Genomic DNA, 26,889 nt, shown 5'->3' on the forward strand with positions numbered 1-26,889 from the left:
ACCTGTCTAGCGCAGTCGACCCCCGTCGTCAGGAGGGGGCGTCAGGCCGGAAGGGGCAGGGCGCCGGCGGCGGCGCTCAGGAGCGCCTCGGCCCGATCCGGATTCAACTGATCCAGCGTCGCGCCGTTCAGGACCCTTGCGGCGTCGGGCGTCATCTCGACCAGGGTCATCGGCCATTCGCGGAACAGGCGTTCCGGCACGTCCTGGTCCGACAGCAGCCGCAGGTTCTCGTGGCGGGGATCGAGGCGCAGCCGGTCCATCAGGCGATCCACATCGACGCGGCGGCCTTCGATGGCCTGCATGAAGCGGCCGTCGTGGCGCATCAGAACCCCGGTCAGGCCTTCGCGGCGGTTGTTGCGGTCCGAGGCGCCGAGGATCTCGGCCAGGACGAGAAGGCTGGTCGCCGCGCCGCCGACGGCGTCGCTGACATAGATGGCGCGGTGCAAAGGCAAGGCGGTACTCGAACTGAAAGCGAAGGCGACGCGACTGGGGCCGGTTCCGTGTCACGGACGGGGGCGACAGGCAAGCTGTGCCGAGCCCATCCTGCGACGCGAGGGCGTCTTGCGAGCGGCCCGTTTCCTCGCCATCTGATCGACCATGACCCAGACCTCAAGTTTCCCCGACTGGCACGGCACCACCATCCTGGCGGTGCGCAAGAACGGCCGCACCGTCATCGCCGGCGATGGCCAGGTCTCGATGGGGCCGACCATCGTCAAGGGCGCGGCGCGCAAGGTGCGCACCCTGGCCGGCGGCAAGGTTCTGGCCGGTTTCGCCGGGGCCACGGCGGACGCCCTGACCCTGATCGAGCGTCTGGAAGCCAAGCTGGAGCAGTACCCGGATCAGTTGGCGCGGGCCTGCGTCGAGCTGGCCAAGGACTGGCGCACAGACCGCTACCTGCGGCGGTTGGAGGCCATGCTGCTGGTGGCCGACAAGGACACCATTCTGACCGTCACCGGCGTCGGCGACGTGCTGGAGCCGGAATACGGGGTGGCCGCCGTCGGTTCGGGCGGCAACTACGCCCTGGCCGCTGCCCGCGCCCTGATCGACGAAAATTCTGAGTTGGACGCCGAGCAGATCGCTCGCAAGGCCATGAAGATCGCCGCCGACATCTGCGTCTACACCAACGGGAATCTGACCATCGAGAGTTTGTAGGGCGCTATCGCTCGCCGCGCGGCGGCTCGCTGCTTGAGCGCCTGTCTGAGTATTTCTGGACCGTCTGACCTATGACCGACCTATCCCCCCGCGAAATCGTTTCCGAACTGGACCGCTACATCGTTGGCCAGGACGACGCCAAGCGCGCCGTGGCCGTGGCCCTGCGCAACCGCTGGCGTCGCAAGCGCGTGCCCGAGGACCTGCGTGACGAGGTCACGCCCAAGAACATCCTGATGATCGGCCCGACCGGCGTCGGCAAGACCGAGATCGCCCGGCGTCTGGCCAAGCTGGCCGGCTCGCCCTTCCTCAAGGTCGAGGCGACCAAGTTCACCGAGGTCGGCTACGTCGGTCGCGACGTCGATCAGATCATGCGCGATCTGGTCGAGAGCGCCCTGGTCATGGTGCGCGACAAGCGCCGCGCCGGGGTCAAGGCGCGCGCCGAGGGGCAGGCCGAGGACCGGATTCTGGACGCCCTGGTGGGACCGGGCTCGCAGCCGGCCACCCGCGACGCCTTCAGGAAGAAGCTGCGCGCCGGGGAACTGGACGACAAGGAGATCGAGATCGCCCTGACCGATACGACCTCGCCCCTGCAGGGTCTGGATATGCCGGGCGGCGGCGGCAACGTCGGCCTGCTGAACCTGTCGGACCTGCTGGGCAAGATGGGCGGCGGGCGCACCAAGACGGTCAAGCTGACGGTCGCCGAGGCCATGGCCCCGCTGACCACTGAGGAAAGCGACAAGCTGCTGGATCAGGAAAGCCTGACCAAGGAGGCCCTGCTGCTGGCCGAAAACGAGGGCATCGTCTTCCTGGACGAGATCGACAAGGTGGCCGCGCGTCAGGGCGCTTCCGGGGCCGATGTTTCACGTGAAGGCGTGCAGCGCGACCTGCTGCCCCTGATCGAGGGCACCACGGTTTCGACCAAGTACGGACCGGTGAAGACCGACCATGTCCTGTTCATCGCCTCGGGCGCCTTCCATGTGGCCAAGCCGTCGGACCTGCTGCCGGAACTGCAGGGTCGCCTGCCGATCCGGGTCGAGCTGAAGGCCCTGACCCGCGACGACTTCAAGCGCATCCTGACCGAGCCCGAGGCCAATCTGATCCGTCAGAACCAGGCCCTGCTGGAAACCGAGGGCGTCACCCTGGTCTTCACCGATGATGCGGTCGAGGCCATGGCCGACGCCGCCGTGGCCGCCAACAACACGGTCGAGAACATCGGCGCCCGCCGGCTTCAGACCGTGCTGGAGCGGGTGCTGGAGGAAACCAGCTTCAAGGCCTCGGACCTGTCGGGCCAGACCCTGACCTTCGACGGCGACAAGGTCCGCGACAAGGTCGGCGAACTGGCCAAGAACATCGACTTGAGCCGGTTCATTCTGTGACGAGTTCAGCCTTTCCTCCCCATTTCATGGGGAGGGGGACCGCGTAGTGGTGGAGGGGGCGACGCCGCGATCAGCCGTCGAGTCGCCCCCTCCGTCACGTCGCCTGCGGCTCCGCGCCACCTCCCCATGAAATGGGGAGGAAAGGGGCGGTCTTAGCCCCGCATCGCCTCCACCGCTTCCACCAGATGCGCCAGGTCGCTCGGCGTCGACAGCCGGTGGTCGCCGCCCTCGATCAAGTCCAGACGCAGGTCGCCGCCGCTCAGGCGCTCGGCCAGCTCGACCTGATGGCGCCACGGCACCACGTCGTCGGCGCGGCCCTGCAGCACGTGGACCGGGGCGCTGATCTCTATACGTCCGTCCAGCAGCAGCCAGTCGCGGGCCTCTTCGAACATGCGCCGGGTCAGGACGTAAGACCCCAGCCCCTCTTCGGTGATGACCGTCTCGCCTTCGCGCAGGATGGCCTGGCGCTCGTGGTCGGCCAGGCCGGGCCACATCAGCTTTTCAGTGAAGTCCTGCGCCGGATTGACCAGGACCAGCCCCTTGATCCGCTCGGGTCGCGCCAGGGTCGCCAGCAGGGCGACCCAGCCGCCCATGGATGAGCCCACCGGAATGACCGGGCCGTCAAAGCTGTCGATCAGGGCGATGGCGTCCTCGCGCCAGCGGCCGATGGTGGCTTGCTTCCAGTCGCCGGACGATTGCCCGTGGGCGAAGTGGTCGTAGCGGACATAGTTCCAGCCGCGCTCGCGCGCCGCCTGCTCAAGGGCCAACGCCTTGGTCCCCTCCATGTCCGAACGGAAGCCGCCGACCCAGACCACGGTCGGCCCGGCGCCTGGCACCGCCTTGAAGGCCAGGGTCTCGCCGTCGGGGCGGTGCAGCGATTGGAGGTCGGACATGAAAACTCCTCGGACTGTCATTCAGTGCGGAATGGCTTTAGCAGAGGCTGGACGTCTTCACAGGCCGCGAGAGCCCCGCTTGTCCGCACCCAAAGCCCTCTTTGTCAGTTCCAACCGCATCGGCGACTGCGTCATCTCTTCCGGGGTGATCCGTGAGATCGCGCGCCAATTGCCAGGCGTGCAGATCACGGTGGCCTGCGGTCGTCCGCCCGCGCCCTTCTTCCGCTCGGCCCCCAATGTCGAGCGGGTCATCATCCTCGACAAGAAGAAGGCCGCTGGACACTGGCTCGATCTGTGGAAGCAGGTGGCCGGGACGAAGTGGGATCTGGTCGTCGACATCCGCGGCTCGGCCCTGGCCTATCTGATCCCGGCCAAGCGCCGCATCGTCTATAACCGCCGTTGGGAAACCGGCCTGCGCAAGGTCGAGATGGTGTCGCGCCTGATGGGCTCAGATACGCCCCTGGCCCCCGAAATCTTCCTCGACGACCAGGCCCGCGCCGAGGCCGCCGCCGTCATCGACCCGCAACTGGCCGCCGGGCCGGGCGCCGGGCCGATCATCGCGCTCGCGCCCATCGCCCACCAGCCGGGCAAGTCCTGGCCCGCCGACCGCTGGGGTCAACTGGTCGAGAAGCTGAAGGCCGAGCCGCGCTTTGACGGCTGGCGCTTCATGCCTGTCGGCGGTCCCGGCGACCGGCCCCCGGCGACCCCGGCGCTGGAAGCGGCGGGCGAGCGCGCCATCGACTGCGTGGGCAAGGGCGACATCCTGTGTTCCGCCGCCGTCATCGACCGCGCCGCCCTGTTCGTCGGCAATGACAGCGGCTTGATGCACGTCTCGGCGGCGCTGGGCCGACCGACGCTGGGCCTGTTCGGGCCCACCGAGTGGTGGCTCTACGGGCCCTGGGGGGCCAAGACGCGCACCGTGGCCTCCAACGAGACGCGCGGTCAGTTCGCGCCGATCGAGGATTTGACGGTCGATCACGTCTTTGAAGGGGTGCTGGCGCTGCACGACGCCTACATCATTGCTTCAAACCCCGACCAGCCTTGAATTTCAGGGCTTCTATCGTCATATTCCCGCCGCCGGGAACGCCGCCCTTCGTTGCGCGCTGATCCCTGCGAGATTATTCGCCTGCTCTTCTGACCACATAAGGAAACGACGCCCATTCGCCGTCCCATGCAAGCGCCGCCCGTCAAGGACGGGCCGCCCATCAACCAGGAAATCCGCGCTACGCGCGTGCTGCTGATCGACCAGAACGGCGAGAAACAGGGCGTTATGCCGCTGTCGTCGGCGCTGGAAGCGGCCGAGGAGGCCGGCCTGGACCTGGTCCAGATCGTCGGCAATGCCGAGACGCCGGTCTGCAAGATCCTGGACTACGGCAAGCATCGTTTCCAGGAGCAGAAGAAGAAGGCCGAGGCGCGCAAGCGTCAGAAGGTCGTCGAGCTCAAGGAAATCAAGCTCCGTCCGAACATCGACACCCATGACTATGAGGTCAAGGCCAAGTCGATGCACCGCTTCTTCGAGGAGGGCGACAAGGTCAAGGTGACCCTGCGCTTCCGCGGTCGTGAAATGGCGCACCCGGAACTGGGCATGAAACTGCTCAACAAGGTCCAGGCCGACTTCGACGAAGTCGCCAAGGTCGAATACGCGCCGCGTATGGAAGGCCGCCAGATGATCATGATCCTGGCGCCGCGCTAAGCGTCGCATCACGCATCAGAGAAAGCCCCGGTCTTCGACCGGGGCTTTTTTCTTGCCTGTCCGTCGACGTCGATGGCAGCTTGAATATCGACGATCTGTCAGGCGTTGGTTCGGGGGAAGGCGCGAAATGCGGGGGTTGAGAACAGCGGCGCTGGCGCTTTGGGGCGTCTTGATCGCCGGCCTGTCCCCAGGGACGGTCAGGGCGGAGGTTCCGCCGCTGGCGGCCTATGGCGCCGCGCCCGCCATCGACTACATGGCGCTGTCGCCCAGCGGCGCGTTGATCGCCCGGATTATCGTCGTTGACGACGCACGGGCGCTGGCGATCACCGAGATGGACACCGGCAGGCATGTCTTCGCGGCCGCGATCGGCGAGGCCAAGGTGCGAGACCTGCTCTGGGTCGGAGAGGCCCGGGTGATGATCGTCACGTCCGAGACTCAGAGCATTCATGATCTGGGCGTGCCGCGTTCGGAGCTGTTCTACGGCCTGATCCTGGATCTGGAGACGAAGAAGCTGGTCCAGGTTCTGCAGCGGACGCCGGACGTGCTGGCGACCCTCTATGGCGGGGCTTCGGTACGTACGACAGCCCAAGGGGAGGCGGTCTTCACGCGCGGCGTCAACGTCAGCAACGGCCAGATCAATCTGCATCGCGTCGATCCGGGCACGGGGCGAGGGCGGACCGTGGAGTCCATGGATCGCGATACGAGAGGCTATGTCCTGGATGCACAGGGCGAGGTGATCGCCCTTTCCCGCTATGTCGAGCGCAGCGGGCGGTGGTCGCTGCGCCTGTCCGAGGGGCGCGGCTTCCGCGAGGTCTGGGCTGTGGAGGCTCCGGTCGATACGCCTGTCCTTCTCGGTCTGGGCCGCGCGCCGCGAACGATCGTGATCAGCGCGGACCGGCCGGATCTGGCTGCGAGAGATGACAAGTCGGAAAACGGCTTTGAGCTGTTCGAGGTCAATGTGGACAGCGGCGAGTGGACCCGCCTGCCGTTCGAGCACTACCCGGACTTTCTGGTCCATCACCCGCAAAGCCTGCTGTTGATCGGCGCGGGCCGCACGGAGGAGGGCGGGGTTCGCTATGAGTTCCTGGCGTCGGACGCGAAGCGGCGCTGGGGCGCCATAGAGCGCGCCTTCCCGGACAAGGCGCCGCGTCTGGTGTCGTGGAACGACAGTTTGAAACTGATCCTGGTCTTCATCGATACTGGGGAGTCGGGTCTCTATCAGTTGGTCAATTTCGAAACCGGGGCCGCCACCATCATTGGCGACGCCTATCCGACCATTCCGGCGGCCCAGGTCGGCGAGGTCCGTCCGATCCGCTATGCGGCGGCGGACGGTTTGGACATCCAAGGCTATCTGACCCTGCCGCCCGGCGTGGCCGAGCCGACGAACCTGCCTCTGGTCGTGCTGGCTCATGGCGGGCCGGCGTCGCGAGATGTCGCCGGCTTTGACTGGTGGTCCCAGGCCCTGGCCTCGCGGGGCTATGCGGTGCTGCAGGCCAATTTCCGGGGCTCGACCGGATACGGACGGGCCTTCCTCGAGGCCGGCTACGGCGAGTGGGGGCGCAAGATGCAGACGGATCTGTCCGACGGGGTCCGCTGGCTGGCGGCGGAAGGGATCGCCGATCCCGCCCGCGTCTGCATCGTCGGCGCCAGCTACGGCGGCTATGCGGCCCTGGCCGGTCTGACGCTCGACAAGTCGGTCTATCGTTGCGGCGTGTCGGTCAGCGGCGTCTCCGACCTGCGCCGGATGGTCAACTGGGAGGCGCGCCAGGAGGGCGAGCGGAACGGCCAGACCGTCCGCTACTGGAACCGTTTCATGGGCGCGGCGCGATTGAACGACCGGGCGCTGGACGCGCTGTCGCCGGCCTTGTTGGCGGAGGCCGTCGACAGTCCCCTGTTGCTGATCCACGGCAAGGACGACACCGTCGTTCCCATCGAACAAAGCCGGGTCATGGCCGAGGCCATGCGACGCGCCGGAAAGCCGGTAGAGGTGATCGAACTGGCGGGCGAAGATCACTGGATGTCGCGCGCGGAAACCCGTCAGCAGATGCTGCGCGAAACCGTGCGCTTTCTGGAAGCGAGCAATCCGGTCAGTCCAATGCCGACGGCGCCGTGACTCCGCTTGCCTCGCGCGGGTCTTCGGCGTAAAAGCCGCCCCTTCGCGTACCGAACAGCCGGGCTAACAGGCATGCCTGGGCCGTTCGTTTCAGCACCGTCTCGTGGGCTCAAGCAGTCCAAGGGGCGGTAGCCCACTAAGATAGAGAGAGTGAAAATGCCGAAACTGAAGACGAAGTCTGGCGCCAAGAAGCGCTTCAAATTCACGGCCACGGGCAAGGTGAAAGCTGGCGTCGCCGGCAAGCGCCACCGTCTGATCAGCCACAACTCGAAGTACATCCGCCAAAACCGCGGCACTTCGGTCATGGCCGACGCCGACGCCAAGAAGATCAAGTCCTACATGCCGTACGCCTGATCGGCGCGCTGCATACCTGATCATCCTGTCACACTGAATTTGAACGACAGTCCCTCAAGCAGCGAGACCCCGCGGGTCGAGCGCTAGGGACTTCCCGAAGGGAATAAAAACATGGCTCGCGTCAAACGGGGCGTAACGTCCCACGCCAAGCACAAGAAGGTTCTGAAGCAGGCCAAGGGCTTCTACGGCCGCCGCAAGAATACGATCCGCACGGCCAAGGCCGCCGTCGATCGCGCAGGCCAGTACGCCTACCGCGACCGTCGCAACAAGAAGCGTTCGTTCCGCGCCCTGTGGATCCAGCGCATCAACGCCGCCGCCCGTCTGGAAGGCTTCACCTACTCGCAGTTCATCCACGGCCTCGACAAGGCCGGCATCGTGCTGGACCGCAAGGTTCTGTCGACGATCGCCGCCGACGAAGCCAGCTTCAAGGCCATCGCCGAGAAGGTCCGCGCCGCTCTGGCCGCCTAAGTCTCGCGATCGCGCTCAAGCAGCTCAGCCCCGCGGGCTGAGCGCTAGCGCAAAAGAAACAACGCCCGTCCCGTTCGCGGGGCGGGCGTTTTTCATGGCCGGGGCGGACTTTTCGACGGGTCAGGCGTTGGGGTTCGACAGCCGGGTCGAATGGCGGTCCGGCGGTTGAGGAGGCTTTGCCGATGTCCATCGCCCGCGTCACTGAAATCACCGCGTCGTCCACCGTCAGCTTCGACGACGCCATCACCCAGGGGATCGCTCGCGCCGACAAGACCCTGCGCCATGTCGAAGGCGCCTGGGTCCAGGATCAAAAGGTGGTGGTCCGCGACGGCAAGATCGCCGAGTATCGGGTCAACATGAAGATCAGCTTCGTCCTGGCGGATTGAGCGGCCGACTGAGCCTGATCGACGCGGAAGGCTTTGCGTGACGGCCATGTCGGGCTAGACGCTGCGGACCATGACCGATCTCGCCCAGCTAGAACTCGACCTGATCAACGCCATCGGAGCGGCCGAAAGCGTCGCTGCGATCGAAGAGGTGCGCGTCGCCGCCCTCGGCAAGACCGGGGCCGTCTCGGCCCTGCTCAAGGGGATGGGCGCGCTCAGCCCCGATGAACGCCGCGAACAGGGGCCGATCATCAACGGTCTGCGCGACCGCGTCAGCGCCGCTATCGCCGCCAAGAAGGCCGAGCTGGAGGCCGCCGAGTTGGACGCCCGCCTGCTGGCCGAGCGCGTCGATCTGACCCTGCCCAGCCGTCCGCGCCGCAAGGGCGGGGTGCACCCGACCATGCAGGTCATGGACGAGATGATCGCCCTGTTCGCCGAGATGGGCTTCGCCGTGGCTGAGGGCCCGGACATCGAAGACGACTTCCACAACTTCACCGCCCTGAACTTCCCGCCCAAGCACCCGGCGCGGGAAATGCACGACACCTTCTTCCTCAAGCCTGACCCGGAAACGGGCGAGCGCAAGGTGCTGCGCACCCACACCAGCCCGGTGCAGGTGCGGACCATGATGAGCCAGAAGCCGCCGATCCGCATCATCGCGCCCGGCCGCACCTTCCGTAAGGATTCCGACGCCACCCACACGCCGATGTTCCACCAGATCGAGGGTCTGGTGATCGACCGCGACATCCACATGGGTCATCTGAAGACGACGCTGGAAACCTTCATCGGCCGCTTCTTCGAGCTGGGCGACGTCAACGCCCGCTTCCGGCCGCACCACTTCCCCTTCACCGAGCCCTCGGCCGAGATGGACATCCGTTGCGATCGCTCGGGCGGCAAGCTGACCCTGAACGAGGGCGAGGACTGGCTCGAGATTCTCGGCTGCGGCATGGTGCACCCCAATGTGCTGCGCAACGCCGGCATCGACCCGGACGAGTATCAGGGCTTCGCCTTCGGCATGGGCGTCGACCGCCTGGCCATGCTGAAATACGGCGTCTCCGACCTGCGCCCCATGTTCGAGGCCGATACGCGCTGGCTGGCGCACTACGGCTTCTCCGCCTTTGCCGCGCCCAACTCGGCCAGCGGCCTCAGCTGAATTCAAGAGACATTCCATGACCGATCAAACTCAAGCCCAAGCGCCGATGTCTGCTGATGAAAAATTCGGCCGCGAACTGGTGGCGCGTACGACTTTCGAGCAGGAGGCCGTCTGGCTGCCGTCGCTGGCGGTGCATCACGTGAACGCGGGCCAGCCCGTTATTGACGGCAAGACCTTCACTGAATGCCTGATCGAGGGGCCGGCGGTGATGGCGGTGATGGACGGCACCACCTTCGACACCTGCAACATGGGCGTGGCGGAAAATCCGAAGACCCTGTTGCTGGACCCGCGCGGCGACATGATCGCGGGCGTCGTCGGCATGGCGAACTGCCGCTTCGTCCGCTGCCGCTTTGTGCAAGTGGCCTTCACCGGCAAGCGGGAAATGCTCGACGACATCGAGAATGGGCTGCTGGCCGCGCGCGGCAAGGCGGTGCAGGCATGACCGACGCTGCCAACCCTATCCTGACGCTGGAACCGCTCGGCCCGGGGCCGACCTATACGCGTATCAATATCTGGCTGCCGCAGCTCTATATCGAAAGCGCGCGGGCCGGCTCGCAGGTGATCGAGAACCGCCGTTTCGAGGGCTGCCTGTTCGAGGGACCCGCGGTGATCATTCCGGTCGCGCGCTGCGAGTTCAACGGATGCGACCTGGGCGATCAACAGGGCGATCCGCGTAGTCTGATGCTGGCGCCGCTGGGCAAGAACCGCGTCGTCGGGCCTATCGCGTTCAAGAACTGCCAGTTCATCAACTGCCGCTTCCTTGGCGTCGGTTTCACCGGCGAACCGGCCTTCCTTGACGACCTGACCCAGGCGATCAGCGGCGGAGCCGCCCAATGAAGTTCACGCTGTCCTGGCTGAAGGATCACCTCGAGACCGAGGCCGACGTCCACCAGATCGCCGAGGCCATGACCATGGCCGGGCTGGAGGTCGAGGAGGTTCACGACCCCGTCGCCGTCCTGGCCCCCTTCACCGTGGCCAAGATCATCTCGACCGCGCGCCACCCCGACGCCGATCGTCTGCAGGTCTGCCAGGTCGAGACGGTCGACGGTCTGAAAGAGATCGTCTGCGGGGCCCCGAACGCGCGTCCGGGCCTGACCACCATCTATGCTCCCATCGGCGCCTATGTGCCGGGCCTGGGTGTGACCCTGGTCGAGAAGCCGGTGCGGGGCGTGGTCTCGCACGGCATGCTGTGCTCGGCCTCGGAGCTGGAACTGGCCGATGAGAGCGACGGCATTCAGGAGTTGCCGCCGGAGATTCCGGTCGGGACCCCGGTCGCCGGTCTGTTCGGCGCCGAGCCGGTCATTGACTTCGAGGTGACGCCGAACCGCCCCGATTGGCTGGGCGTCGCCGGCATCGCCCGCGACCTGGCCGCCGCCAGCGTCGGCAAGCTGAAGCATTTCGACATCGCCGTGGTGCGCGGCGCCTTCCCCTCGCCGATCTCGGTGCGGCTGGAGGCTCCCGCGATGTGCCCGGTCTTCGCCGGCCGCGTCATCCGTGGCGTCAAGAACGGCCCGTCGCCGGCCTGGCTGCAGAAGCGCCTGATCGCCATCGGCCTGCGTCCGATCAACCGTCTGGTCGATGTCACCAACCTGATCGCCTACGACCGCGCTCGGCCGCTGCACGTCTATGACCTGGCCAAGCTGTCGGGGACCGAGATTGTCGTCCGTGCGGGCCTGACCTCGGCGGAAAGCGGCGAGCACGAACATCTGATCGCCCTGGACGGCAAGACCTACGCCGCCTCGGCGGCCGACTGCGTCATCGCCGACGCCAACGGGGAACGCCCCATCGGCCTGGGCGGCGTCATGGGGGGCGAAAGCACGGGCTGCAGCGACGACACTACCGACGTCTTCCTGGAAAGCGCCTGGTTCGAGCCCATCGTCATCGCCCAGACGGGCCGCACCCTGGGCATTCATTCCGACGCCCAGTACCGCTTTGCGCGCGGCGTCGACCCGGTCTCTGTGACGCCGGGGCTGGAACTGGCCACGCGTCTGATCCTGGACCTGTGCGGCGGCGAGCCGTCCGAGATCGTCTTCGTCGGCGAGCCGCCGGCCAGCCCGGCGCCCTTCGCCTTCGACCCGGCCTATGTGAAGCGCCTGACCGGCATGGAACTGTCCGACGACCGCATCGGCACCATCCTGGGTCAGCTCGGCTTCCTGGTCACCGCCGGCGGCGCCGATCAGGTCGAACCCTGGACCGTGACCCCGCCGTCGTGGCGTCGCGACGTCGAAGGCCGGGCCGATCTGGTCGAGGAGGTGGCGCGCATCGAGGGCTTTGACGCCTTGCCGAACACGCCCCTGCCCGAGGTCGCCCGCAAGGCGCAGGGTGTTCTCAGCCCGCGTCAGGCCCGCGTCCGCGTCGCTCGTCGCGCCCTGGCCAGCCTGGGCTACGCCGAGGCCGTGACCTGGTCCTTCACCAAGCAGTCGACCGCCGTCCTGTTCGGCGGCGGCGACGAGCGTCTGGTGCTGGAAAACCCCATCGCGGCGGATCTCGACTGCATGCGGCCGTCGGTCCTGCCCAACCTGATCCAGGCGGCGGCGCGCAACGCCGCGCGCGGCCATGCCGACGCCGCCCTGTTCGAGGTCGGTCCCATCTATCTGAACGATCAGCCGACCGGTCAGCGCACCGTCATCGCCGGCCTGGTCGCGCCCCATCCCGACCGTCACTGGGGCGGCGCGGGCGAGGACGCCCTGTTCGACCTCAAGGGCGATCTGTTCGCCCTGCTGGAAGAGATCGGCGCCCCGGTCGCCTCGCTGCAGTTGGCGCAGGGGTCGAACCAGGGCTGGTGGCATCCCGGTCGTTCGGCCCGCCTGCAACTGGGGCCCAAGAACGTCATCGCCGAGTTCGGCGAACTGCACCCGCGTGTTCTCAAGGCTCTGGATGCGGACGGCCCCATGCTGGCCTTCGAGATCATTCTCGACGCCGTGCCGGAGCCGCGTGGAAAAGGCGGCAAGGCGCGTGGCGCGGCGGATCTGCCGAACCTGATGCCGCTGAGCCGCGACTTCGCCTTCCTGATGGATGAGGCCAAGGCCGTGGGCGACCTGACCCGCGCCGTCGCCGGCGCCGACAAGGCCCTGATCGCCGAGGTGCGCGTCTTTGACGTCTATCGCGGCCAGGGCGTGCCCGAGGGCCAGAAGTCGGTGGCGATCGAGGTCGAGATCCAACCGCGCGCCGCCACCCTGGCCGAGGCCGAGATCGAGGCCCTGACGGCCAAGGTCGTCGCCGCCGCCGCCAAGGCCGGCGCGGTGTTGAGGACCTGAGGATGGCGGACAAGAAGCCCTGGGCCGAGGTCCAGTTCGAACGCAGCCTGTTCCGCGCCCGCTGGCTGATGGCCCCCTTCTATCTGGGCCTGGTCGCGGCTCTGGTCATGCTGCTGGCCGTCTTCGTGCGCGAGCTGATCTATTACGTGCCGCAGGCCTTCGTCATGGGGGAAGGCCACATGGGGTCCGACGGCGCCATCCTGGCCATCCTCAGCCTGGTGGACCTGTCCCTGGCGGGCAATCTGCTGCTGATCGTCATCTATTCCGGCTATGAGAACTTCGTCTCCAAGCTGGATCTGGACGAGAACCACGTGGACCGCCCGCCGTGGATGGGCACGGTCGACTTCTCGGGTCTGAAGATGAAGCTGATCGCCTCCATCGTGGCGATCTCGGCCATCTATCTGCTCAAGAGCTTCATGAACATCGGCAAGCCGGGCGTGCCGCTGGACGAGGCCGGGTTGATGTGGGCGGTGATCATCCACCTGACCTTCGTGGCCTCGGGCGTCCTGCTGGCGGTCATGGACTGGGTCGCAGCGAAAACCGACAAGCACTAGGGCGTAGCCCTAGTGTTTTCTTTTTGGGGTCTACCGCGCTTACGCGCTACTTGAGGCCCGTGACGCTTCGTCCATGAGGTTTGGGGTGGGGTTGGCCTTTTGACAAAGGCTTGATCGCGGCGGGCGGCGTCGAATACGGCCAGGCAAGGTTCGGTTAACCTTAAAGCCCCAAGGCTGCCGCAAAAGACACGGACGGTAGGCCAAGCCCGCGACGATGGGCGACCCGTCCTCTGTCAGGAGCTTCGACATGCATCGCCGCCAACTGATCCGCACCAGCCTTGGTCTCGCCGCCGCCGGCGCCCTGCCCGCGGGCCTGGGGGCCTGCGCTTCGACGCGCCAGCCGACTGACCCCAACTATCCGATCGCTTCGGATCAGAACGCCCAGGCCTATACCTTTGACGAGCTGGTCGCGGCCGGCTCGCGCGAGATGGGTATCGCCGCCGAGGCCATGGGCTCGGCCATCGAGCGCATCTTCGCCGAACAGGGCGACCGCCCGACCGCCTATATCGCCGGCGAGGAAGCCGCCGGGGCCGCCGTCGTGGGCGTGCGCTATGGTCGCGGCGCCCTGCACATGAAGGACCTGTCGGCCTCGCAGGAGGTCTTCTGGCAGGGGGCTTCGATCGGCTGGGACGTGGGCGGCAACGCCAGCCGGGTCTTCACCCTGGTCTACGGCCTCTATCACCCGGACATGCTCTATCGCCGCTATCCCGGCGTCGAGGGCTCGGCCTATCTGGTCGCTGGTCTGGGCGTGAACTACCAGCGCGCGGACGGCATCGTCCTGGCCCCCATCCGCACCGGCGTCGGCCTGCGCCTGGGCGCCAATGTCGGCACCATGAGCTACAGCCGTCAGCGGAATTTGTTGCCCTTCTAAGAAGGAAGGGACGCTAGCGCTCGGCCCGCGGGGCCTCGCTGCTTGAGCCGCATTTTTGGGCGCTAGCGTCCGCCGCGCGGCGGCGGACTGCTTGAGCGCAGAAGGGCGCGCGAAGCGCCAGGCCGCGTCGGGTCGAGAAGGCGGAGCCTTCTGACCGCGGCCCGCCGAGAATGCTCATTCGCCCTGGCGGATGAGCGCCTCCAACCCCTCGCGCCAGTTTCGATACTTGGGTCGCCAGCCCAGCTCGGCCTTGGCGCGGGCGTTCGAGAGGCGCTTGTTGTCATTGTAGAAACGCCGCATGGCGTCCGACACCGACGGGTCGTCCAGCGAGACTTCGGGCGGGACGGGCAGGCCGAGGCGCGCCGCCGCCCCGGTCATCACCACGTCGGCGGCGGCCGGTTCGTCGTCGGCTAAGGTGTAGGCGCGGCCCGGATGCGGGCGGGCCATGGAGGCGAAGAAGCCGGCCACGGCGTCCTCGACATGGATGCGGTTGAACACCTGGCCGGGCTTTTTCACCAAGCGCGCGGTGCCGTCGCGCAGGCGGTCCAGCGGCGAACGGCCGGGGCCGTAGATGGCGGGGAGGCGGAAGATCTGCACCGTCAGACCCATGCCGCGCCCGGCGTCCAGCCAGTCCTGCTCGGCGCGCACGCGGCGCGCGCCCTCCAGACTGGCGGCGTTCAGTTCATCATCTTCGAAGGCCCAGCCGCCCGCCCGGTCGCCATAGACGGCGGTCGAAGAGACATAGCCGATCCAGTCGGGATAGGCCTGGGCGGCGCTGATGGCCGGGACCAGGGCCTTCAAGCCGGGGCAGCCGGCGCCGTCAGGGGCGGCGGTGATCAGGATGGCCGAGGCGCTGGCCACGGCGGCCTGCAAGGCGGCTCCGTCGGTCGGGTCGACGGCGATGGCGCCCGCCGCCGTCAGCTCTGCGCGGCGCTCTGGATCGCGCGAGGTGGCGAAGGCCCGCCCGCCACGTCGGAGGACCTCGCGCGCCGCCTCAAGCCCGAGATAGCCGCCGCCGAAGACCAGAAGCGAAGGGGCGGCGGGGGCAGGCTGGGTCATGGCGGTCCGGTCAGACGATACGATCAGGCGGTCTTGGCGACGGCGGGGGCGGGGTCCGTCCCCTGAGACTGCAGCGCTTGGGCGCGCTTGCCGTTCCAGGTGGAGACGCAGGGGATCTTGGTCCGGTCGGCGCGGTCGGCGTAGCGGCGGGCGATGTCGGTGACATCGGCCATCAGACCCTCGGCCAGGGTGATCGGCTTCAGCCCCAGGTCGCGGAACTGGTCATTGGCGACGACCAGTTCATTCTCGTCGGCTTCCTGACGCGGGTTGGCGACATTGTGGACCTCGGCGCCGGTCATGTCGGCGACCATCTGAGCCAGATCGCGGACGCGGCGGCTTTCGGTCATCTGGTTGAGGATCTTGACCCGGTCGCCGGACTTGGGCGGGTTGTTCAGGGCCAGCTCGACGCAGCGCACGGTGTCCTGGATATGGATGAAGGCCCGTGTCTGGCCGCCCGAGCCGTGCACCGTCAGCGGATAGCCAAGCGCGCCCTGCATCAGGAAACGGTTCAGCACCGTGCCGTAGTCGCCGTCATAGTCGAAGCGGTTGATGAGGCGCTCGTCCAGACGGGTTTCCTCGGTCTGGGCGCCCCAGACGATGCCCTGATGCAGGTCGGTGATCCGCAGGGCGTCGTTGCGGGCGTAGAACTGGAACAGCAGGGCGTCCTGCGTCTTGGTCATGTGATAGATGCTGCCCGGATTGGGCGGGAACAGGATCTCCTGCTCGGTCGGGCCGTGGTCGGTGTCCACCGTGACCTTCAGATAGCCCTCGGGGATGCGCAGACCGGCGGTGGTGTAGCCATAGACCCCCATGGTCCCCAGGTGGGCCAGGTGGACGTCGCGCCCGCTCTCGACGATGGCGGCCAGCAGGTGGTGGGTGGCGTTGATATTGTTGTCGACGGTGTAGAGCTTGTGCCGCGCCGACTTCATCGAATAGGGGGCGGCGCGCTGTTCGGCGAAGTGGACGACGCTGTCGGGGCCCCAGTCCTTGATCAGGGCGACCAGGCGGTCGAACTCCTGGCCCACCGTCATGTTGACGAAGTCGATGTCGCGGCCCGAGACCTCTTTCCACGCGGCGATGCGCTCGCCCATGGTGCGGATGGGGGTCAGGGACTGGACCTCCAGCTCATTGTCGATGTTGCGGCGGCTGAGGTTGTCGACGATCAGCACCTCCCAGCCGCGCGCCGACAGGTGCAGGGCCGTGGGCCAGCCGCAGAAGCCGTCGCCGCCCAGGATCATCACGCGCATCAGTCGAACCCTCGTATCAACATCCTGTAATGCCTAGCCGAAGGCGCGCGGGGGTGAAAGCGCGGCGCTTGGGCGCGGATCGACGGCGGAGTGAAAAAACAGAGTCTAAAGAGTCTAATTGGTCTGAAATCAGAGGCCGGGATCAGGCCGGCAGGCCTGATCAAGAGAGCATGGCGCGGGGCGAAGGGGTGGCGCGTTCAAGAGGGCGGGCGTGGCCCAAGGTCGCTGATTTTCAGGGATTGGCGGGCCTTGATGTGACGGCGGCGGCGCTTCTTCGCTCCGACCGGTCGCTCTATCTGCCCAGGGCCATGAGGATCAGCGGATAGGGGCGGCCCGCGTCGTCGGTCTCGGCGCGGTCCACGGCCTGGAAGCCCAGGCGCTCGTAGAAGGCGCGGGCGCCGGGATTGTCTTCGTTGACGCTGAGACGCTGGGCGCCCAGCGACAGGGCGTGATCGACCAGCCGGCGCCCGATGCCGGATCGGTGCAGGCGGGGGTCCACGAACAGGGCCGCCAGTTCATCATCGGACAGGCCGAGGAAGGCGACCGGCGCGCCGTCCTGTTCCCAGGCCCAGAGGTTGGGGTCGCCGCTGCCCAGCCAGGCGGCGACGTCGGTTTCGATGCCGTCGATGGCCTCGGGCGTCAGGAAGTGGTGGGTCGCCTCGACCGCGCGCCGCCAGACGGCGGTGAGGGCGGCGGCGTCGGTCGGCGTCACCGGGCGGATCACAGCAGGCTTTCCAGCGCCGCGCGGGCGGCGTCCTTCAAGTCGGGGCGTTTCAGGGCCAGGGCGAGGTTGGCGCGCAGCAGGCCGATCTTGTCGCCGCAGTCGTGGGTCACGCCTTCATATTCATAGGCGGTGAAGACCTGCGTCTTCATCAGGCGGTCCATGGCGTCGGTCAGCTGGATTTCGCCGCCGGCGCCGCTTTCCTGGGTTTCCAGCAGGTCGAAGATTTCCGGTTGCAGGATGTAGCGGCCCGAGATCGACATATTGGACGGGGCCGTGCCCTGTTTCGGCTTTTCGACCATGCCCTTCATGGCGAAGCGGCGACCGTCCTGGCTTGAGGGATCGATGATGCCGTATTTGTGGGTGTCGGCCTCCGGCACGGCCTCGACGCCGATGACATTGCCGCCGACCTCGGCATAGAGGTCCGCCAACTGCTTCAGGGCGCCCGGCTGCGAATCGACGATGACGTCGGGCAGGATGACGGCGAAGGGCTCGTGGCCGATGATGTCGCGGGCGCACCAGACGGCGTGGCCCAGGCCCTTGGGCTGCATCTGGCGGGTGAAGCTCATCTCGCCGGCGGTGGCCAGTTCGGCGTTCATGGCCGCCAGAATCTCGGTCTTGCCCTTGGCCAGAAGCTGGGCCTCCAGCTCGATCTGGTGGTCGAAATAGTCCTCGATGGCCTGCTTGGCGCGGCCGGTGACGAAGACGATGTGCTCGATCCCCGCCTCGCGCGCCTCTTCGACGATGTAGGACAGGATCGGCCGGTCGACGACGTTGAGCAGCTCCTTCGGCGTGGTCTTGGTGCCGGGCAGGACACGGGTGCCCAGACCAGCCACAGGGAGAACCGCCTTGCGAAGGCGCGCGGGGGAAGTCGTCATCAGTCGTCCTGAAACAGCCGTTGGGCGCCTGTCATAGGCGCAAACCGTGACGGTTCCAAACGTGAGGGAGCGAAGCGGGTTGCATCCGAGCACGTCAGCCTTCTCCCACAAGGGGAGAAGGAACCGCGTGTCATTCCACCGTCACCGACTTGGCCAGGTTGCGCGGCTGGTCGACGTCCGTGCCCTTCTGGACGGCGGTGTAATAGGCCAGCAGCTGCACCGGGACGGCATAGACCAGGGGCGCGATCAGGGGGTGGCAGTCGGGGGCGTCGACGCGGCGGATGCCGGCGCCGTGCGGGGCGGGGGCGTTCGCCGGGGCGATCATGACGACCGGACCGCCGCGGGCGGCGACTTCCTGCAGGTTGGAGGCGGTCTTCTCATAGACCTCGTCCAGCGGGGCCAGGGCGATGATCGGGGTCTTTTCGTCCACCAGGGCGATCGGGCCGTGCTTCAGCTCGCCGGCGGCGTAGCCCTCGGCGTGGATATAGCTGATCTCCTTCAGCTTCAGCGCGCCTTCCATGGCCAGGGGGAACATGGCGCCCCGGCCGAGGAACAGGACGTCGGTGGCCTTGGCCAGGTCGTGGGCGATGGTGCGGATCTGACCGTCCATCTGCAGGGCCTCGGCGATCAGGCGCGGGGCCTCGAACAGGGCCTTGACCAGTTCGGCCTCATGCGTGGCGTCGATGCGACCGCGCGCCACGCCGGCGGCGACGGCCAGGGCCAGCAGGGCCGAAACCTGGGCGGTGAAGGCCTTGGTCGAGGCGACGCCGATTTCCGGCCCGGCGTGGGTCGGCCACAGGACCTCGGCCTCGCGCGCCATGGACGAGGTGTGGACGTTGACGACGGCGGCGGTTTTCAGCCCTTGCGCCTTGCACCAGGTCAGGCTGGCCAGGGTGTCGGCGGTCTCGCCCGACTGGCTGACGGCCACGGCGACGGTGCCGGGCGTCAGGGCCGGCGAACGGTAGCGGAACTCCGAGGCGATCTCGACGTCGCAGGGCAGGCCCGCATACTTCTCGAAGGCGTATTTGCCGATTTGACCGGCGTAGAAGGCGGTGCCGCAGGCGATGATCTGGATGCGGTCGACGGCGGCGAAGTCCACGGCTTGCGGCTTGGCCGTGCCGGTCACCAGGTCGAGATACTCGGACAGGGTGTGCTGGACGCTGTCGGGCTGCTCGTGGACTTCCTTCTCCATGAAGTGGCGATAGGCGCCCTTCTCGACCATGGCGGACGAAGCCGAGACCTGCACCACGGCGCGGTCGGCCGGATGGCCCGAGGCGTCGAACATGCGCGCGCCCGAACGGGTCATGGCGACATAGTCGCCTTCTTCCAGATAGGAGATCTTCTGGGTGAAGGGGCCGACGGCCAGGGCGTCCGAGCCCAGATACATCTCGCCCTCGCCCCAGCCGACGATCAGGGGACTGCCGCGGCGCGCGCCCAGGATCAGCTCGTCCTCGCCCTCGATCAAGACGGCCAGGGCATAGGCGCCGGTCAGGCGGTCCAGGGTGGCCTTGAAGGCGTCCAGCGGGGCCAGGCCCGCCGCCAGCTTGTGATCCAGCAGGTGGGCCACGACCTCGGTGTCGGTCTGGCTCTCGAAGACGCGGCCCTCGGCTTCCAGCTCGGCCTTCAGCTCGGCGAAGTTCTCGATGATGCCGTTGTGGACCAGGCAGACGCGGCCGGCCTTGTGCGGGTGGGCGTTGGCGGTCGTGGGCGCGCCGTGGGTGGCCCAGCGGGTGTGACCGATGCCGATGGTCCCGCTCAGGGGCTCGACGGCCAGGACGGCTTCCAGCTCGCGGATCTTGCCCTTGGCGCGGCGGCGTTCGATGCGGCCGTCAACCACGGCGGCGATGCCGGCGGAATCATAGCCGCGATACTCCAGCCGCTTCAGGCTGTCGATCAGGCGGGGAACGACGGCGCCTGCGCCCGTGATGCCGATGATGCCGCACATATGGTCTGCTCCGGTGAAGGGGCCGGGCGGTCGCGCTTTGCGCGACGCCGCCGTAAGAGGTAAGCGAGAGGGTTCCGCCCGTCTCGCCCTTTGAGTTTGATCTAGGGGAAGCGTGGACCGGCGACATCAAAAAATGGGTTTCGGAAGGTTTCTTTGCAAACCCGACGGGCCGCCAGCGAAGGACGACGCCCTTGGGCGAGAGAAAATACTTCGGTACCGACGGCATTCGCGGCCGGGCCAACACCCATCCGATGACGGCCGAGGTCGCGCTGCGGGTCGGGTTGGCGGCGGGCAAGCTGTTCCGCACCGACGATGATCGTCGCCATCTGGTGGTGATCGGCAAGGACACGCGCCTGTCTGGCTACATGATCGAACCGGCGCTTGTGGCCGGTCTGGCCAGTGTGGGCATGGACGTGCGCACATTCGGTCCCCTGCCGACGCCGGGCGTGGCCATGATGACGCGCTCGATGCGCGCCGATCTGGGCATCATGATCTCGGCCTCGCACAACGACTATGCCGACAACGGCATCAAGCTGTTCGGGCCGGACGGCTACAAGCTGTCGGACGAGATCGAGCTGAAGATCGAGGCCATGATGGACGAGGGCCTGAATCAGGACCTGGCCCCGGCCAACAAGCTGGGCCGGGTCAAGCGCATCGACGACGCCCCGCCGCGCTACATCGAGATCGCCAAGTCGGCCTTCCCCAAACGTCTCAGCCTCAAGGGCCTGCGCATCGCCATCGACTGCGCCAATGGCGCCGGTTACCGCGTCGCGCCGACCACGCTTTACGAGCTGGGGGCCGAGGTCTTCCCCGTCGGGGTCGAGCCGAACGGCCTGAACATCAACGCCGACTGCGGCTCGACCCATCCCGAGGCCGTGTCCGAGGCGGTGAAACGCTATCGTTGCGACATCGGCATCGCCCTGGACGGCGACGCCGATCGGGTCATCATCTGCGACGAGAAGGGCCATGTGGTCGACGGCGACCAGATCATGGCCCTGATCGGTCTGGACTGGGCCAAGCGCGGGCGCCTGAACGGCAAGGGGGTGGTGGCCACCGTCATGTCCAACCTGGGGCTTGAGCGCCGTCTGCAATCCGAGGGCCTGACGCTGGAGCGGACCAAGGTGGGCGACCGCTACGTCATGGAGCGGATGCGCGCGGGCGGCTTCAACATCGGCGGCGAGCAGTCGGGCCACATCATCCTGAAGGACCACGCCACGACCGGCGACGGCCTGATGGCGGCCCTGCAGGTGCTGGCGGTCCTGGTCGAACAGGAGGTGCCGATGAGCGAGCTGGCGCGCCAGTTCGAGCCGGTGCCGCAACTGCTGCAGAACGTCCGCTACAGCGCCGGCAAGCCGCTGGAAGACGAGAAGGTCAAGGCGGCTATGGCCGAGGCGGAGGCCGCCCTGAAGGGCGCGGGCCGCCTGCTGGTGCGTCCGTCCGGCACTGAAAAACTGATCCGCGTCATGGCCGAGGGCGATGACGAGGCCCTGGTCAAGCGCGTGGTCGCCGAGGTCTCGGCGGCGGTGAAGGCGGCGGGTCAGTAAGAGATCGGCGGGCGCCGAAACGGCGCCCGCCAAGCGCCTCAGATCGCGGCCAGGGCCTGTTGCAGGTCGGCCCACAGGTCCTCGACGTTCTCGATGCCGACCGACAGGCGCACCAGGTTGTCGCCGATGCCGCTGCGGGCCTTGGCTTCGGGCGTATAGTCCGAATGGGTCATGCTGGAGGGGTGCGAGGCCAGGCTCTCGGCGCCGCCCAGGCTGACGGCCAGCTTGAACAGGCGAAGCGCGTTCAGCATGCGGAAGGCTTCGGCCTCGCCGCCGGGAAGCTCCAGCGAGAAGGTCGAGCCCGAGCCCTTGCACTGGGCCGCGAAGATGGCCTGCTGTTCGGGCGAGGCGTCCGGCCCGCCGGCGGTCAGGACGGCGCTGACCCGCGGATCGGCGCGCAGGCGCTCGGCCAGGATCAGGGCGTTCTCCTGGGCCCGCTCCATGCGGATATGCAGGGTCTCAAGGCTGCGCAGCAGCAGCCAGGCCGTGTGCGGATCGGTGGTGGTGCCGCAGATGGTGCGCATTTCGCCGACCCGCGCCATCAGGTCGGCTGCGCCCATGCAGCCGCCCGCAATCAGGTCGGAATGGCCGCCGACATACTTGGTCAGCGAATAGAGGACGAGGTCGGCGCCCAGCTCCAGCGGGCTCTGCCACAGGGGGCCGAGGAAGGTGTTGTCCACCGCCACGATCGGGCGCTCGGCCTGATCCACGGCCTTGGCGCCGGCCACGGCGCGGGCGATGTCGACCAGCTGGTTGGTCGGGTTGGCCGGGGTCTCCAGATAGACGGCGGCGAGGCGACCGCCCGTCGTTTTCGCCTCGGCGGCGGCGGCGACCATGGCGGCGTCCAGGGCGTCGGCGCCCTCGGCGGCGGGCACGCTGATCGCCTTGACGCCGTAGCGGGGCAGGATGCGGTCGAACAGGTATTCGGTGCCGCCATAGGCCGGGGCCGTATAGAGGATGACGTCGCCGGGCCGCACCACAGCGAGCATGGCGGTCGAGATGGCGGCCATGCCGGTCGAGAAGACCAGGGCCTTGTCGGCCTTGTCCCAGACGGCGAGGCGGTCCTCGAGGATTTCCAGATTGGGGTTGTTGATGCGCGAATAGATCAGGCCGAGCGCCTCGTCCGGGTCGCGCTGACGCAGGCCGTAGGCGACCTCGAAGAAGCGCTTGCCGTCCTCGGCCGACTTGAAGACGAAGGTGGACGACTGGAACAGGGGGGCCTTGATCGCGCCTTCCGACAGGGCCGGATCATAGCCATAGCCCATCATCAGGGTTTCAGGCGCGAGGGTGCGATCCCCAAGGACGCGGGTGCGGTGACGGTTCATTTTTTTGTTTCCTCTCCTGAGGCGGTGATAGCCGACCCGAGAAAGGCCCGCCAGCCGCCAAGTCGTTGAGAGGAAGTCGCAGATTGGTGGAAGTTTCGACCGTCGGGAAGGAGCTTGGATCAGGCCGTCAGCGCGAGGCTCAGCGCCTCGATGCGCTGGCGGATATCAGGCACGGCGATGGTTTCCCAGAAGGCGGAGCGGGCGGGCGGACCGAGGACGTAGAGGTCGGGGTCCGGCGTTCCGTCGGCGTGGCGGACACGACCGCTCTGGTCCAGGTCGAGGCCTAGCCTGAGCGGGTCGAGGCGAGCCCGCCCCTCGGCGATCAGGGCGGCGGTCAGGGGCGTCGCCGTCGCGTCATGGCCGGGGCCGGTGCAGTCGATCAGCCAGGGGGCGGTCAGGGCTTGTCCGGCCTCGCCGGCCAGACGCACCGTGACGCGGTCCGCAGAGGCCTCGACGTCGAGGATGCGGCCCGGGCGGACCGTCAGGCGGTTCTCATGGAACAGTCGGTCCAGTTCTGCGGCGATTTCGGGCGCGATGCGGTGGCGATGGACATCCCACCACGGGCGCAGGTGGCGCAGGAAGCGGGCGCGCTCGGCCGAGGGGGCGGCCTGCCAAAGATCCAGGGTGATGGGTCGATAGCCCTCCATGACGCGGCGCCATCCGTGCGCGCGCGCCAGTCGCCGCGCGACCGCCAGACGCTGGGAGAGCGGGCCGCTCAGGGCCTCGGGCGGCAGGTCGATGGGGGCGTCGTGATGCGGGCCGTGGGCGCGGGGCAGGAGGCCGCGACGCGACACCGCCGTCGCTCGACCGCGCCAGCCCTGGCTTAAAAGCGTCAGCAGCACGTCCACCATGGTCAGGCCCGCACCCAGGATCAGGACGTCGTCGCCGGGCTGGATCGGCGCCAGGGCGTCGGGGGTCCAGGGATTGGCGATGATGCGTCCGTCTTCGCCGGTCGGGGTGGTGCGCGGGGCCGGGTTGCCGGTGGCCAGGACCACGGCGCGCCCGTCGATCCGCGCGCCGGTGGACAGGATGGCGGCGCGCCCTTCAATGGCGATGACGGCGCCGCTCAGGCGACGGACCAGACCGGGAAGGGCGACCTCGGTCGTGCTCAGTCGGTCGCGGACATAGAGGCCGTAGAGGCGGCGCGGGGCGAAGCCGTTGGCGTCGGCCTGATCGGGATGATGCGTCGTCAGCCAGTCGACGAAGTCGCCGGGACGGTCGGCCACGGCGCTCATCCGTCCGGCGCGGACGTTCAGGCGATGGGCGTCATTGGGGGTGGCATAGGCCACGCCCGGACCGAAGGCGTCGCCGCGCTCGATCAAGACGGAGGCCTGGTCGCGCTCGGCCAGACGCGCGGCCAGCATGGCCCCGGAAAAACCGCCGCCGACGATGACCACGGGGAGGGAGGAGGCGGCGTCGTTCATGGCCTCACCTCGCCCGAGGCGGGGGGAGAGGTCAATCGTTCGATCATCCTCTCCCCCTGCGCCGTCGATCAGATTTCCTGATTGAAGGCGCCGATCTCGGGGTGAGCGGCCAGACGCGGCTTCACCTCTTTCCTGAACAGGTCGCGCATGTCGTCGGCCGAGCGCATGCTCTCGACCACGACCACCAGCTCAGGCTTGTTGGAGGAGGCGCGGACCAGGACCCAGGAGCCGTCCTCAAGGTGGACGCGGACGCCGTTGACGGTGATGGCCTCGACGATCTTGCGACCCAGGATCGAACCGCCGGCGGCCGCCAAGTCCTCGTATTCCTTCACGATCTTGGCCAGGACGTCATACTTCAGCTCGTCGTCGCAGTGCGGCGACATGGTCAGGCTGGTCCAGGCGTCGGGGAGGGCGGACTTCAGCTCGCTCAGCGACTTGCCGGGGTTGCGATCCAGCATGGCCAGGACGGCGCCGGCGGCGACCAGACCGTCGTCATAGCCGTGGCCCAGATCGCCCGACAGGAAGAAGTGGCCCGACTTCTCGAACCCGGCCAGGGCGCCCAGTTCGGCGGTCTTGCGCTTGATGTAGGAGTGGCCGGTCTTCCAGTAGACGGTGGTGGCGCCATTGGCCTTGAGCACCGCGTCGGTCTTGTAGAGGCCGGTCGATTTCACATCGACGACGAAGACGGCGTTCGGGTGGATGGCCGACAGGTCGCGGGCCAGCATCAGGCCGATCTTGTCGGCGAAGATCTCTTCGCCGGTATTGTCGACCACGCCGCAGCGGTCGCCGTCGCCGTCGAAGCCGAGGGCCAGGTCGGCGCCGGTTTCCTTCACCTTTTGGGCCATCGCCACCAGCATGACGTGGTCTTCGGGGTTCGGGTTATATTTGGGGAAGGTCCAGTCGAGGTCGGTGTCCATCTCGATCACCTCGCAGCCCATCAGGCGCAGGGCCTCGGGCGCGAAGGCGCCGGCGGTGCCGTTGCCGCAGGCGGCCACGACCTTGAGCGGACGGGTCAGCTTCAGCTTGGAGGCCACGTCCTTGATGTAGGTCTGGCGGAAGCCTTCGACACGTTCGACGCGGCCGCCGGGGCGAGCGACGCCCTCGCCGTTCAGGACGATGTCCTTCAGCCGGGTCATCTCGTCGGGGCCGAAGGTCAGGGGCGCCTGGGCGCCCATCTTGACGCCGGTCCAGCCGTTTTCATTGTGGCTGGCTGTGACCATGGCCACGCAGGGGCAGTCGAGCGCGAACTGGGCGTAGTAGGCCATGGGCGACAGGGCCAGGCCGATGTCGATGACTTCCATACCGCCTTCCAACAGGCCGAGGATCAGGGCCTGCTTCACCGACAGGGAGTAGGAGCGGAAGTCGTGGCCGACGGCGATGCGCGGGCGCACGCCGATCTCGTGGGCATAGGTGGCCAGGCCTAGACCCAGGGCCTGAATGCCCAGCAGGTTGATCTCTTTTTCCAGAATCCAGCGGGCGTCGTATTCGCGGAAGCCGGTCGGCTTCACCAGGGGGAGGGTTTCGTACTCCGCCGTATTGGGGCGGATGTCCTGGCGCGGTTTCGACATGGGTATTCCTGAAGCATGGGCAGTTGGACGAACGAAGTTCAGCTATCCGCCCTCAATCGTTGCGGTATAGCGGGCCTCCCCGGAGAGGCCAACAACGCACGAGGGCCAAGCGGGCTGCATTCTTTTCCCGCATCGTGAAACCTTGACCGCCCCCGCGTCCACGGCCTACGCGAGGGGCTGCCATACGGAGACGCCCATGCCCCGCCTGATCCTGCTGCGCCACGGCCAGAGCCAGTGGAACCTGGAAAACCGCTTCACCGGCTGGGTGGACGTGGACCTGACCGCAGAGGGCGAGGCCCAGGCGCGGCGCGGCGGCGAACTGATCGCCGAGGCCGGGTTCAAGCCCGCCGTCATGTTCACCTCGGTCCTCACGCGCGCCAAGCGCACCGGCGCCCTGGCCCTGGATTCTGCAGGTCTGAAGGACGTCCCCGTGGTCGAGGACTGGCGCCTGAACGAGCGTCACTACGGCGGCCTGACCGGGCTGGACAAGGCCGAGACGGCGGCCAAGCACGGCGAGGACCAGGTCAAGATCTGGCGCCGCAGCTATGACGTGCCGCCGCCGCCGCTGGCGGCCGGCAGCGAGTTCGATTTCCACGCCGACCCTCGCTACGAGGGCAAGGCCATCCCCGACACCGAGAGCCTGAAGACGACGCTGGACCGGGTGCAGCCCTATTGGGACGCCGAGATCGCCCCGCGCCTGAAGGCGGGCGAGGACGTGCTGATCGCCGCCCACGGCAATAGCTTGCGGGCCATCGTCAAGCTGCTGTTCGCCGTGCCGGACGATCAGATCGTCGGCGTCGAGATCCCCACCGGCAACCCGCTGGAGATCGATCTGGACGGCGATCTGAAGCCGGTCGCCGCCCGCTATCTGGACGAGGGCCGGGCGCAAGCCTTGCCGAAGATCGCGTGAGTTC

At 67.6% G+C, this 26,889-nt stretch carries 26 protein-coding genes; 16 read left to right on the forward strand and 10 right to left on the reverse strand.

The window, feature by feature from the left end:
• Positions 1-41: 41 nt before the first annotated feature.
• Positions 42-452 (reverse strand): BLUF domain-containing protein, encoded by a 411-nt coding sequence (locus CQ039_RS10420; protein ID WP_105562782.1) that lies wholly within the window; start codon positions 450-452, stop codon positions 42-44.
• Positions 453-597: 145 nt separating this feature from the next.
• On the opposite strand from CQ039_RS10420, the gene hslV reads away from it, so the two are divergent.
• Positions 598-1,152 carry an ATP-dependent protease subunit HslV gene (gene hslV, locus CQ039_RS10425; RefSeq protein WP_105562781.1) on the forward strand — a complete coding sequence of 185 codons (555 nt, stop codon included), beginning with the start codon at positions 598-600 and terminating at the stop codon, positions 1,150-1,152.
• A gap of 71 nt (positions 1,153-1,223) precedes the next feature.
• Positions 1,224-2,528: an ATP-dependent protease ATPase subunit HslU gene (gene hslU, locus CQ039_RS10430; RefSeq protein WP_105562780.1), complete on the forward strand. Its 1,305-nt coding sequence runs from the start codon at positions 1,224-1,226 to the stop codon at positions 2,526-2,528.
• 152 nt (positions 2,529-2,680) lie between these two features.
• Here hslU and CQ039_RS10435 read toward each other — a convergent pair whose 3' ends face one another.
• Positions 2,681-3,421, reverse strand: a complete 741-nt coding sequence (locus tag CQ039_RS10435; protein WP_105562779.1) for an alpha/beta fold hydrolase — start codon at positions 3,419-3,421, stop codon at positions 2,681-2,683.
• Between the two features lie 79 nt (positions 3,422-3,500).
• Between CQ039_RS10435 and CQ039_RS10440 the strand changes: the two genes are divergently transcribed.
• The 12 genes from CQ039_RS10440 to CQ039_RS10495 all read left to right on the forward strand — a co-directional run bounded on the left by CQ039_RS10440 (position 3,501) and on the right by CQ039_RS10495 (position 14,264).
• Positions 3,501-4,466, forward strand: a complete 966-nt coding sequence (locus CQ039_RS10440; RefSeq protein ID WP_105562778.1) for a glycosyltransferase family 9 protein — start codon at positions 3,501-3,503, stop codon at positions 4,464-4,466.
• A gap of 126 nt (positions 4,467-4,592) precedes the next feature.
• Positions 4,593-5,114 (forward strand): translation initiation factor IF-3, encoded by a 522-nt coding sequence (gene infC / locus CQ039_RS10445; protein WP_105562777.1) that lies wholly within the window; start codon positions 4,593-4,595, stop codon positions 5,112-5,114.
• Positions 5,115-5,241: 127 nt separating this feature from the next.
• Positions 5,242-7,227, forward strand: a complete 1,986-nt coding sequence (locus tag CQ039_RS10450; protein WP_233190164.1) for a S9 family peptidase — start codon at positions 5,242-5,244, stop codon at positions 7,225-7,227.
• 156 nt (positions 7,228-7,383) lie between these two features.
• Positions 7,384-7,581 (forward strand): 50S ribosomal protein L35, encoded by a 198-nt coding sequence (gene rpmI / locus CQ039_RS10455; RefSeq protein WP_003166435.1) that lies wholly within the window; start codon positions 7,384-7,386, stop codon positions 7,579-7,581.
• Between the two features lie 111 nt (positions 7,582-7,692).
• Positions 7,693-8,049 (forward strand): 50S ribosomal protein L20, encoded by a 357-nt coding sequence (gene rplT, locus CQ039_RS10460; RefSeq protein WP_105562776.1) that lies wholly within the window; start codon positions 7,693-7,695, stop codon positions 8,047-8,049.
• 182 nt (positions 8,050-8,231) lie between these two features.
• Positions 8,232-8,435 (forward strand): dodecin family protein, encoded by a 204-nt coding sequence (locus tag CQ039_RS10465; RefSeq protein ID WP_105562775.1) that lies wholly within the window; start codon positions 8,232-8,234, stop codon positions 8,433-8,435.
• 70 nt (positions 8,436-8,505) lie between these two features.
• A complete protein-coding gene (pheS, locus tag CQ039_RS10470; protein ID WP_105562774.1) occupies positions 8,506-9,582 on the forward strand; it encodes a phenylalanine--tRNA ligase subunit alpha in 1,077 nt (358 codons plus the stop codon).
• A 16-nt stretch (positions 9,583-9,598) separates the two neighbouring features.
• Complete coding sequence (locus tag CQ039_RS10475; protein ID WP_105562773.1) at positions 9,599-10,024, forward strand: hypothetical protein; 426 nt, start codon at positions 9,599-9,601, stop codon at positions 10,022-10,024.
• Positions 10,021-10,419: a hypothetical protein gene (locus CQ039_RS10480; protein WP_105562772.1), complete on the forward strand. Its 399-nt coding sequence runs from the start codon at positions 10,021-10,023 to the stop codon at positions 10,417-10,419. The genes CQ039_RS10475 and CQ039_RS10480 overlap by 4 nt, the downstream gene beginning before the upstream one ends.
• Positions 10,416-12,839 carry a phenylalanine--tRNA ligase subunit beta gene (gene pheT, locus CQ039_RS10485; protein ID WP_105562771.1) on the forward strand — a complete coding sequence of 808 codons (2,424 nt, stop codon included), beginning with the start codon at positions 10,416-10,418 and terminating at the stop codon, positions 12,837-12,839. The genes CQ039_RS10480 and pheT overlap by 4 nt, the downstream gene beginning before the upstream one ends.
• 2 nt (positions 12,840-12,841) lie before the next feature.
• Positions 12,842-13,393 (forward strand): TIGR00645 family protein, encoded by a 552-nt coding sequence (locus CQ039_RS10490; protein ID WP_105562770.1) that lies wholly within the window; start codon positions 12,842-12,844, stop codon positions 13,391-13,393.
• A 247-nt stretch (positions 13,394-13,640) separates the two neighbouring features.
• Positions 13,641-14,264: an EipA family protein gene (locus CQ039_RS10495; RefSeq protein ID WP_105562769.1), complete on the forward strand. Its 624-nt coding sequence runs from the start codon at positions 13,641-13,643 to the stop codon at positions 14,262-14,264.
• Positions 14,265-14,438: 174 nt separating this feature from the next.
• Here the strand turns inward: CQ039_RS10495 and CQ039_RS10500 are convergent, their stop codons facing one another.
• The 5 genes from CQ039_RS10500 to glmS form a co-directional block, all read right to left on the reverse strand.
• Positions 14,439-15,323, reverse strand: coding sequence for an NAD(P)-dependent oxidoreductase (locus CQ039_RS10500; RefSeq protein ID WP_105562768.1), 885 nt, complete (start codon positions 15,321-15,323; stop codon positions 14,439-14,441).
• Positions 15,324-15,346: 23 nt separating this feature from the next.
• Entirely contained in the window at positions 15,347-16,570 is a 1,224-nt protein-coding gene (locus tag CQ039_RS10505; RefSeq protein WP_105562767.1) for an NAD-dependent epimerase/dehydratase family protein, read from the reverse strand.
• Positions 16,571-16,862: 292 nt separating this feature from the next.
• Positions 16,863-17,294 (reverse strand): GNAT family N-acetyltransferase, encoded by a 432-nt coding sequence (locus CQ039_RS10510; protein WP_158255990.1) that lies wholly within the window; start codon positions 17,292-17,294, stop codon positions 16,863-16,865.
• The gene (galU, locus tag CQ039_RS10515; protein ID WP_105562765.1) at positions 17,291-18,169 is read right to left on the reverse strand and encodes a UTP--glucose-1-phosphate uridylyltransferase GalU; all 879 of its coding nucleotides are present in this window, start codon (positions 18,167-18,169) and stop codon (positions 17,291-17,293) included. Before galU ends, CQ039_RS10510 begins: the two co-directional genes overlap by 4 nt.
• Positions 18,170-18,299: 130 nt before the next feature.
• Positions 18,300-20,114 carry a glutamine--fructose-6-phosphate transaminase (isomerizing) gene (glmS, locus tag CQ039_RS10520; protein ID WP_105562764.1) on the reverse strand — a complete coding sequence of 605 codons (1,815 nt, stop codon included), beginning with the start codon at positions 20,112-20,114 and terminating at the stop codon, positions 18,300-18,302.
• Between the two features lie 191 nt (positions 20,115-20,305).
• On the opposite strand from glmS, the gene glmM reads away from it, so the two are divergent.
• Positions 20,306-21,658 carry a phosphoglucosamine mutase gene (glmM, locus tag CQ039_RS10525; protein ID WP_105562763.1) on the forward strand — a complete coding sequence of 451 codons (1,353 nt, stop codon included), beginning with the start codon at positions 20,306-20,308 and terminating at the stop codon, positions 21,656-21,658.
• Between the two features lie 38 nt (positions 21,659-21,696).
• On the opposite strand, the gene CQ039_RS10530 is transcribed toward glmM, so the two are convergent.
• The 3 genes from CQ039_RS10530 to CQ039_RS10540 form a co-directional block, all read right to left on the reverse strand.
• Positions 21,697-22,983 carry a cystathionine gamma-synthase family protein gene (locus CQ039_RS10530; RefSeq protein WP_105562762.1) on the reverse strand — a complete coding sequence of 429 codons (1,287 nt, stop codon included), beginning with the start codon at positions 22,981-22,983 and terminating at the stop codon, positions 21,697-21,699.
• A 119-nt stretch (positions 22,984-23,102) separates the two neighbouring features.
• Complete coding sequence (locus CQ039_RS10535) at positions 23,103-24,407, reverse strand: FAD/NAD(P)-binding protein (RefSeq protein WP_105562761.1); 1,305 nt, start codon at positions 24,405-24,407, stop codon at positions 23,103-23,105.
• A 68-nt stretch (positions 24,408-24,475) separates the two neighbouring features.
• Positions 24,476-25,975 (reverse strand): phosphomannomutase/phosphoglucomutase, encoded by a 1,500-nt coding sequence (locus tag CQ039_RS10540; protein WP_105562760.1) that lies wholly within the window; start codon positions 25,973-25,975, stop codon positions 24,476-24,478.
• A gap of 196 nt (positions 25,976-26,171) precedes the next feature.
• On the opposite strand from CQ039_RS10540, the gene gpmA reads away from it, so the two are divergent.
• Positions 26,172-26,885, forward strand: a complete 714-nt coding sequence (gene gpmA / locus CQ039_RS10545; RefSeq protein ID WP_105562759.1) for a 2,3-diphosphoglycerate-dependent phosphoglycerate mutase — start codon at positions 26,172-26,174, stop codon at positions 26,883-26,885.
• Positions 26,886-26,889 lie beyond the last annotated feature (4 nt).

It is taken from the genome of Brevundimonas sp. MYb52, assembly GCF_002979535.1.
Classification (GTDB): domain Bacteria; phylum Pseudomonadota; class Alphaproteobacteria; order Caulobacterales; family Caulobacteraceae; genus Brevundimonas.

Bases quoted from the DNA above. Each gene is read 5' to 3' on its own strand.
- hslV (WP_105562781.1), top strand. From the start codon at position 598: ATGACCCAGACCTCAAGTTTCCCCGACTGGCACGGCACCACCATCCTG.
- hslU (WP_105562780.1), top strand. From the start codon at position 1,224: ATGACCGACCTATCCCCCCGCGAAATCGTTTCCGAACTGGACCGCTAC.
- CQ039_RS10435 (WP_105562779.1), bottom strand. From the start codon at position 3,421: ATGTCCGACCTCCAATCGCTGCACCGCCCCGACGGCGAGACCCTGGCC.
- infC (WP_105562777.1), top strand. From the start codon at position 4,593: ATGCAAGCGCCGCCCGTCAAGGACGGGCCGCCCATCAACCAGGAAATC.
- CQ039_RS10450 (WP_233190164.1), top strand. From the start codon at position 5,242: ATGCGGGGGTTGAGAACAGCGGCGCTGGCGCTTTGGGGCGTCTTGATC.
- rpmI (WP_003166435.1), top strand. From the start codon at position 7,384: ATGCCGAAACTGAAGACGAAGTCTGGCGCCAAGAAGCGCTTCAAATTC.
- rplT (WP_105562776.1), top strand. From the start codon at position 7,693: ATGGCTCGCGTCAAACGGGGCGTAACGTCCCACGCCAAGCACAAGAAG.
- CQ039_RS10465 (WP_105562775.1), top strand. From the start codon at position 8,232: ATGTCCATCGCCCGCGTCACTGAAATCACCGCGTCGTCCACCGTCAGC.
- pheS (WP_105562774.1), top strand. From the start codon at position 8,506: ATGACCGATCTCGCCCAGCTAGAACTCGACCTGATCAACGCCATCGGA.
- CQ039_RS10475 (WP_105562773.1), top strand. From the start codon at position 9,599: ATGACCGATCAAACTCAAGCCCAAGCGCCGATGTCTGCTGATGAAAAA.
- CQ039_RS10480 (WP_105562772.1), top strand. From the start codon at position 10,021: ATGACCGACGCTGCCAACCCTATCCTGACGCTGGAACCGCTCGGCCCG.
- pheT (WP_105562771.1), top strand. From the start codon at position 10,416: ATGAAGTTCACGCTGTCCTGGCTGAAGGATCACCTCGAGACCGAGGCC.
- CQ039_RS10490 (WP_105562770.1), top strand. From the start codon at position 12,842: ATGGCGGACAAGAAGCCCTGGGCCGAGGTCCAGTTCGAACGCAGCCTG.
- CQ039_RS10495 (WP_105562769.1), top strand. From the start codon at position 13,641: ATGCATCGCCGCCAACTGATCCGCACCAGCCTTGGTCTCGCCGCCGCC.
- CQ039_RS10500 (WP_105562768.1), bottom strand. From the start codon at position 15,323: ATGACCCAGCCTGCCCCCGCCGCCCCTTCGCTTCTGGTCTTCGGCGGC.
- CQ039_RS10505 (WP_105562767.1), bottom strand. From the start codon at position 16,570: ATGCGCGTGATGATCCTGGGCGGCGACGGCTTCTGCGGCTGGCCCACG.
- galU (WP_105562765.1), bottom strand. From the start codon at position 18,169: ATGACGACTTCCCCCGCGCGCCTTCGCAAGGCGGTTCTCCCTGTGGCT.
- glmS (WP_105562764.1), bottom strand. From the start codon at position 20,114: ATGTGCGGCATCATCGGCATCACGGGCGCAGGCGCCGTCGTTCCCCGC.
- CQ039_RS10530 (WP_105562762.1), bottom strand. From the start codon at position 22,983: ATGAACCGTCACCGCACCCGCGTCCTTGGGGATCGCACCCTCGCGCCT.
- CQ039_RS10535 (WP_105562761.1), bottom strand. From the start codon at position 24,407: ATGAACGACGCCGCCTCCTCCCTCCCCGTGGTCATCGTCGGCGGCGGT.
- CQ039_RS10540 (WP_105562760.1), bottom strand. From the start codon at position 25,975: ATGTCGAAACCGCGCCAGGACATCCGCCCCAATACGGCGGAGTACGAA.
- gpmA (WP_105562759.1), top strand. From the start codon at position 26,172: ATGCCCCGCCTGATCCTGCTGCGCCACGGCCAGAGCCAGTGGAACCTG.